Origin of the sequence: Dyadobacter alkalitolerans DSM 23607, assembly GCF_000428845.1 — a bacterium.
Lineage (GTDB): Bacteria > Bacteroidota > Bacteroidia > Cytophagales > Spirosomataceae > Dyadobacter > Dyadobacter alkalitolerans.
Window position 1 is genome coordinate 260,149 of sequence record NZ_AUAS01000009.1, and the last position, 6,865, is coordinate 267,013.

Annotated in this window: 8 protein-coding genes; 5 read left to right on the forward strand and 3 right to left on the reverse strand. The window is 45.4% G+C overall.

The genetic code is table 11. The features are described 5' to 3' along the window. Positions 1-89 precede the first annotated feature (89 nt). Positions 90-839 (forward strand): TlpA family protein disulfide reductase, encoded by a 750-nt coding sequence (locus G395_RS0119085; RefSeq protein ID WP_051350251.1) that lies wholly within the window; start codon positions 90-92, stop codon positions 837-839. Here G395_RS0119085 and G395_RS0119090 read toward each other — a convergent pair whose 3' ends face one another. Further along, positions 840-1,286: a DUF2059 domain-containing protein gene (locus tag G395_RS0119090; RefSeq protein WP_026631531.1), complete on the reverse strand. Its 447-nt coding sequence runs from the start codon at positions 1,284-1,286 to the stop codon at positions 840-842. A 37-nt stretch (positions 1,287-1,323) separates the two neighbouring features. Then, the gene (locus G395_RS0119095) at positions 1,324-2,124 is read right to left on the reverse strand and encodes a GNAT family N-acetyltransferase (RefSeq protein WP_026631532.1); all 801 of its coding nucleotides are present in this window, start codon (positions 2,122-2,124) and stop codon (positions 1,324-1,326) included. Between the two features lie 110 nt (positions 2,125-2,234). Between G395_RS0119095 and G395_RS0119100 the strand changes: the two genes are divergently transcribed. The 3 genes from G395_RS0119100 to G395_RS0119110 all read left to right on the forward strand — a co-directional run bounded on the left by G395_RS0119100 (position 2,235) and on the right by G395_RS0119110 (position 4,553). Then, positions 2,235-3,074 (forward strand): sulfurtransferase, encoded by an 840-nt coding sequence (locus G395_RS0119100; RefSeq protein ID WP_026631533.1) that lies wholly within the window; start codon positions 2,235-2,237, stop codon positions 3,072-3,074. A 133-nt stretch (positions 3,075-3,207) separates the two neighbouring features. Further along, positions 3,208-4,239: a helix-turn-helix domain-containing protein gene (locus tag G395_RS0119105; RefSeq protein ID WP_026631534.1), complete on the forward strand. Its 1,032-nt coding sequence runs from the start codon at positions 3,208-3,210 to the stop codon at positions 4,237-4,239. A 35-nt stretch (positions 4,240-4,274) separates the two neighbouring features. Then, on the forward strand, positions 4,275-4,553 hold the full coding sequence (locus tag G395_RS0119110) for a hypothetical protein (protein ID WP_026631535.1): 279 nt from the start codon (positions 4,275-4,277) through the stop codon (positions 4,551-4,553). Here G395_RS0119110 and G395_RS0119115 read toward each other — a convergent pair. Further along, positions 4,550-4,816, reverse strand: coding sequence for a hypothetical protein (locus G395_RS0119115; RefSeq protein WP_026631536.1), 267 nt, complete (start codon positions 4,814-4,816; stop codon positions 4,550-4,552). The genes G395_RS0119110 and G395_RS0119115 overlap by 4 nt on opposite strands. Positions 4,817-4,986: 170 nt before the next feature. Here G395_RS0119115 and G395_RS29780 point away from each other — a divergent pair. Further along, positions 4,987-6,865: integrin alpha (locus tag G395_RS29780; protein ID WP_211237791.1), on the forward strand; the 1,879-nt coding region annotated here is incomplete at its 3' end.

Consider the following 6,865-nt stretch of genomic DNA (forward strand, 5'->3'; position numbering starts at 1 on the left):
GTTATAACAACGATATTTGCGTTTTGAAAGTGCAATATAGTATCAAAAATTTGATACTCACAGAATCTTAATTAATAAAAACGTTCCAGATGAATTTCGGTCGTACTGAGATTTTTTTACACATTTTTTTCTTTACTGTTTGTTCCATTGCTTATGCCCAGCCGCAGGAGCCAAAGATCACCCGTTACAATGGGAAAGTAAGCCAGCAGATCGTTATGACAAGGGATTCGCCGATCTACGATCACGCCTCCGGCAAGCGGATCAGCTATGCGGTGTATGACGAAATGTTGCGAAAAAATCCGGGCGTTTACCGGACTCAGCCTATATTCGACAAATTCGGGAAAGCATCGTCTTTTGAAATAGTAAAAAAGAGCCAGTTACTGATCCAGGACAATGGATCGGTCATGCAAAATTCGGATCTGATGCCCGAGATAGGGGAGCCTCTGCCGCCGTTTGTTATGCAGGGCCTGGATGGGAAGGAATATAATTCGGAGAAACTGAAAGGGAAATATGTGCTGCTCGGGTTTTGGGTCAAATTTGAAAAACCCCTTTATACGTTCGCCAGCACCAAGGTGATCTCTGATTTCATTAATGAAAATAAGAAAAAAGGGATTGACATTGTGTCATTAGGGACTACATTGAACACGGAAGAGGAATGTCTGGATGCGATCCCGAAACGGAACTGTGGTTTCATTCCCGTTCCGGAATCGTATGGTTTTAATCAGCGTTACAAAATTAGTGAGACGCCTTTTTTTATTTTATTAGACAAAAAAGGAAACATTAAGGCCATGGCTCCTCATACGGAGTTTTCCTCGATCAGCGATCTGGTCCTCAGATGATCAGTAACCTTTGGCTTTCAGCTTTTCCTGAAATTCCATAGCAATTTTCCGTCCCCATTGCTGCCCGACTTGCATGGATTCCTGCATGATAATGGGCGTTTTGGAAGCGTATTTCTTACCAACAGGGGTCTCATAAAAGGCAATGAGTTGCTGCAAATCATCCTGCGTCAGGCTCTTGACATAAACCGGTTCCAGCATTTCCACCAGATCATCCAGTGATGTCTTTAAAAACTCGCCTTCAAATTGCTTCCATATGCTGTCCGGAACGGTGGTTTTTTGCTGTTTGAACATCGTGAACATTTGCTCAATCGCAACTTTGTAGGATTTTTCAGAGCCCGAGGCTTCAAACATCTTTTTCAGTTTGGCCTTATACTCGGTATTCCCTTGTGCATTTGAGAATGTAACGCAGCTTAAAACCAGTAACAGGGTGTACCAGGATTTTCTCATGACTTTTGGTTTAAATGGTTGATGTACATTGATTTTTTTAACCCAACTGACCACTAATGCGGTTATAAATCCCAGTGGGTTGCCAGGTTCTCTTTTCTCCTAAAGACATGCGTCGCGATATTTTATAATTTTGAAATGAAAGCTCATTTAAATAATTGATCGCATAAATGTGATCGGACGGCAATATGGCTGCGCTTTCATCCTGGGCCCGTTGTTTAATTAGTGCAGCTCCCGCTGGCTCGGAAATGGCCATGATCGGCCCATCGCCCCAGCCCGGAATGTAGAATCCCTGCACCTGATTGTCCGTAACATATAATAATGCTGAATCAATGAAATCGGAGAGCACTCCGCTGCGGTCTTCTCCTGAAACATGCTGATCGATTGCGAGAACCTGCGGAAGATAATGTGCCTCAAACGGCACGATGAATTCGGATGAAGAAGCAGCTGGCAAATTGCTCGTGCTCCTCAAATGCGTATAAGTGGTTTCAACTTCAAAGCCCAATTTTAGATAAACAGGATATCCATATTCGGTCGCATCCAGATAAATGGTTTTGAATTTGGTCCGGTCAATGTTGGCAATAAGGTCTTCCGTGATCGCGTTTCCAAGGCCCTTTTTCCGATGCCCGGCATGCACAACAACACAGGCAAGCCAGGCCGTATCGGCGTGCAGAATAGAGGTTCCGACGGCTACCAGCTCGCCCTGTTCCGAAATTTTGATCGGATGGCAGCGTGGTGAACTCATAAAATATTCAAATCTGGGAATCAGACTGCCCCAGTCAGGAGGCTGTAATGCAGACAATTGTGCTAGGTCTGCGGGTAGAAATTCGGAACTCTTCATGGTTGGCTAATAACTTTTTCGAGCTGCTAAATAGTTAAAAATCCTTTTCAGAATTGACGGCAGGTCATAAATATTTATATTTTTAGCAATCAATTCCAAATCCAAAACCTATGGAGATCATTAAAGCCGCAGATGTCAGACAGCTCATTGAAGATCAGAAAACCATCATTGTCGATGCCAGGGGCGGTCCGGATGCGTGGGAACGTTTTCGCTCTGCACACATTGAGAATGCTCTTTTTGTAAATCTGGAAACGGATCTTTCGCAGAAGTCAGACAATGCTGCCCATGGTGGCCGGCATCCTTTGCCAGCTCCGGAAGTCTTTGGTGAAACACTGGGAAAATTAGGCATTACTCCGGATGCGGTCGTGATTGTTTATGACGATAAAAAGGGTGCAAATGCTGCTGCACGGTTTTGGTGGATGCTGAAAGCTGCGGGGCATGAGAAAATATTTGTAGTGAGCGGCGGAATTGAAGCGCTGCAAAAAGCAGGTTTCCAGATCATAAAGGGCGAATCCCAGAGCCAGGTTGCCGCACCAAGATATCCATTCGCTGATTATCAATTGCGCCGTGCGGATGCCGATGAAGTCGCCGAGGCAGCGGAACATCCTGACTATATGGTGATTGATGTTCGTGAAAACTATCGGTATGTGGGTGAAAGCGAGCCGATTGATCTTGTTGCAGGGCACATTCCCGGAGCTGTCAACATTCCTTTTGCCGGAAACCTGGATAAGGATGGAAATTTTTTGCCGAGCGAAGAATTGGCCGAAAAATATAAAAGTGCATTGGGCTCACGGGATCCGAAGAATGTAATCGTGCATTGCGGGTCCGGTGTGACGGCTTGTCATACATTGCTGGCGCTCACCGATGCCGGTATGGATGGCGCCGCACTTTACGTGGGATCATGGAGCGAATGGTCTCGCAATGATAGGCCTGTGGCAACCGGGAATTAGGTTGGAGAGGCTTATAGGATTGATACGAAGCTTTTTTTACCTCCGTTCACTAATTCAAAATGGACGTGTGTAGTGAAACGGGTTATTTTTGTTTTGGTTAAAAACGAAACAAACTAAACCTGTAAAACGCGAAATGGGTGCTTATGTCCTTAATTCATCCGACATTCTTGAATTCAACAATTACCCCAACCCGCAATATGTCGGAGCAGATCGTTACGCTTCGCAGGGTGACGGGTTCATTTGTTTCCGGGAAGAAAAAGTAGGAACACTCCGGTTCAAGAATGCGCTTTTCCCGCACATGCATGTGATGGATCTGCGTTGGAGCACCAATAAGGAGATTTGCATTCAAGGGAATGATGTAGGCAATAATGTCAACATCAATTTCCATATGCGGGGAAAGCTGAATACCAAGTTTAAGGGTTTGAACCAAGAACTGAAAATGCGCTCCGCAACGCATAACCTCGTTTTTTCGCCTAATGATGGTGATATCAACCACGTCGAGGCGCATGCAGAATTGGAAATGTTTCACATCAGTTTTAACAAAGTCTTTTTCGCTGATATCATTGGCTGCGATGATGCATGGAGTGAAAAAGTTTTAAATAATCTGGCTCGGAACAAACCTTTTTCCGGCGTGAAGGGAACGATGGATCTTACGCCTACCATGCATCTATTGATTAATGATGTAAGGAATTGCCAGTCCGTAGGCCCGCTCCGGAATCTGTTGATCCAATCAAAAACGCTTGAATTGCTTGGTCACCAGATCAGCCAGTTCCGGAATTCAGATTCCGTACATGAAGATATCAAGCCCGATGAAGCAGAAAAATTGTATCATCTGAAAGCCTATCTCGACGCTCATTTCTTGGATGAGCTAAGTTTGACGCAGCTAAGCCGCATTTGTATTCTCAACGAGTTTAAGCTCAAAAAAGGCTTCAAACTGCTTTTTGGGTCAACTATTTTCAATTATCTGCGTGAAAAACGAATGGCATATGCCCGCAAACTTCTGCTGGACTGTTCGCTATCTGTGGAAGAAGTAGCCCATAAACTGGGATATGAGCATGCCCATCATTTTTCCACAGCTTTTAAGAAATTCTACAAAGAATGTCCATCTTCTTTCAAGATCCACAAATATGCAATTGTGCACCGGTTTCCAGACTTTGTGGTATGATATTTTGAATCTAGAACTAACGTTTGAACAGAGCCATGAAAAATCATATTGAATGCCATTACAAAGACGGAGCACTTGTTTTTTGCACCACGCACAGTTATTCATATACAACTGCCCACCAGATTCTGGATGTTTTCAATGTGCTGGGGCTGGTTTCTAAATTACGCGTTAAATCCTCCGATTTATTCAGTGTCGTTGGCCGCCTGCATGTCAATTATGATCCGTTCCAAAACGATCCAGGAAAGTGGAGCGAAGTTGTTTCCGAACTCGTTCGCAACAAAACATTCCTGGAAGAAAAACTCGAATCTTTTTAACCCTTATTAAGCTCTTGAAGCTGCTGAATTAATTCGTTTAAGTCTTTTTCAGCTGTTCTAAGCGCTTTTACTTCATCGCTATCCAGCACGCTATCGGCAGGATCGTCAAAATTCTTTGCTTCCTCCATCACCTCCGGATTTTCCCTGTTCTCCTGCGAAAATTCGGTCGCAAGACTCAAATTTTTCCTTTCAAATTCAATCTGCTGCCGTTTCGAAAGAATTCGTTCTTCCAGATCTCTCTTAATGTCCTGTTCCGTATTCATAGTGTTTTTTATTGTTTAAAAATGAGCTGAAAAAACCAAGCCACTGCCTCCTGCTCAATAGACTTCACCGTTCATTCATTGGTTTGTTGCTGAAAACTTTGGTTTACTAAGATTTGCGAAATGGTGACTTTATATCACCTGCAAATTTGTAAAACCCTAAAATTCAGAATATGAAACAGCACTACAAAAAGGGCCTTTATCTCATACTATTTATGCTGTGGGCCGGGGCTTACATATTGAAAATGAGCGAGCTGGTAACAGGCACACATATCCCGGACCTTCCCACGCAAATCAAAGCAAAGAATATCCCAAACCAAAGCAGTGTCGTCCACGACAGCACCGTCAGCAACATTCAACAGAGCCTTGCGAAGCGGGAATACAACATTTCTTTTGACGACGAAAAAAAATCGCTACAAAGCCCGAACCGCAAGCAGGGCCTGCGTGCCTATTATAAACCAGGCGAGCTGACAGTGAACAACCGCGTTGACTCGGCAGGCCATAACTTCTCTTTCAAACTCGTCAATGAAGGCATTTACGCAGACGGTCAAAAAATTCTTGGGCCGCAAACTGATGCAACGCTTAACCACGCAGATAACAAATTGCAGATCAGGCATCACGGCTTTACCGAAGAGTTTGTAAACAATGAGGAAGGCGTACGCCAGAACTTCATCATCAGTTCCGCACCGAAAACGGCAAAAGAACTTCAAGTAAGGCTATTTGCGAAAGGCTTAAAAGTCAAAGATCTTCAAAATAACCAGCTGCAATTTTATGCCGAAAACAAGAAAGGCGAGCTTGTAAGCAGTTTGATTTATAAAGATATTAAATGCTGGGATGCAAACGGCGATACACTGCCCGCAACAATAAGCTACGAAAATGACTTGGTATTGCTGAGCGTGGCAGTAGAGGATGCCACCTATCCGGTTACCATTGACCCGATTGTTGTTAATGGGAATCCGGCGAATGCCAGTGTCGCATTCGAAAGCAACCAGGCCGGCGCGTGGATAGGCTATGCCGTTTCAAGCGCAGGGGACATAAACGGAGACGGGTACAGCGACTTGCTGGTGGGCGCGCCGATGTTCGACAAAGGACATACGAATGAAGGCGCTGTATTTATCTATCATGGTTCAGCAAGCGGCCCGGTTCCGAACCCGGCATTAATCCTGGAAGGCAATCAAAATGAAGCGCAATATGGATATTCCGTCTCCACTGCCGGCGATGTGAACAAGGACGGTTACAGCGACATCGTAATCGGCGCCCGTTACTACGACAAGGGGCAAACCAATGAAGGTGCGGCCTTTGTCTACCACGGCTCCGCCAATGGGATCCTCGTAAATGCTACTGTTTTGCAAAGCAATCAGGCCGATGCCAGTTTCGGAAAGTCGGTATCGCTTGCTGGCGATGTTAACGCGGACGGTTACAGCGACCTATTAATTGGCGCACCATCATTCGAAAACGGAGGGCAAGCAGACGAAGGCGCTGCTTTTATTTTTCAGGGCTCGGCAAACGGCATTAACCCGATCGCAGCCATTACCCTGGAAGGCAATCAAGCCAGCGGCCAGTTCGGCCACGCAACGGCTGGGGCCGGAGACATAAATGGAGATGGGTACAGTGACATCGTAATCGGCGCCTATGCATTTGACAAAGGCCATACAAACGAAGGGATTGCATTGATCTATCACGGTTCGGCCCTTGGCATTAGCAACAATGCAAATACAATTTTAGAAGGCAACCAGACCAACGCCCAATTCGGCATATCGGTCTCGGGCGCCGGAGACATCAATGGCGACGGTTACAGCGATCTGGTAGTCGGGGCAAGTGCTTATGACAAAAATTTTGGCGATGAGGGCGCTGCCTTCATTTATAAAGGTTCAGCCAATGGCGTCATTATCGCTCCTGCATCGATCATTTACTCCAATCAAGGAGCTGCCCAACTGGGCGCGGCCGTTACCAATGCCGGGGACGTAAATGGCGATGGTTTTAGCGACCTGCTATTAACAGCACCCAGATACGATAAGGGCCAAACCAATGAAGGCGCCGTCTTCCTGCACC

Bases quoted from the DNA above. Each gene is read 5' to 3' on its own strand.
- G395_RS0119085 (WP_051350251.1), top strand. From the start codon at position 90: ATGAATTTCGGTCGTACTGAGATTTTTTTACACATTTTTTTCTTTACT.
- G395_RS0119090 (WP_026631531.1), bottom strand. From the start codon at position 1,286: ATGAGAAAATCCTGGTACACCCTGTTACTGGTTTTAAGCTGCGTTACA.
- G395_RS0119095 (WP_026631532.1), bottom strand. From the start codon at position 2,124: ATGAAGAGTTCCGAATTTCTACCCGCAGACCTAGCACAATTGTCTGCA.
- G395_RS0119100 (WP_026631533.1), top strand. From the start codon at position 2,235: ATGGAGATCATTAAAGCCGCAGATGTCAGACAGCTCATTGAAGATCAG.
- G395_RS0119105 (WP_026631534.1), top strand. From the start codon at position 3,208: ATGGGTGCTTATGTCCTTAATTCATCCGACATTCTTGAATTCAACAAT.
- G395_RS0119110 (WP_026631535.1), top strand. From the start codon at position 4,275: ATGAAAAATCATATTGAATGCCATTACAAAGACGGAGCACTTGTTTTT.
- G395_RS0119115 (WP_026631536.1), bottom strand. From the start codon at position 4,816: ATGAATACGGAACAGGACATTAAGAGAGATCTGGAAGAACGAATTCTT.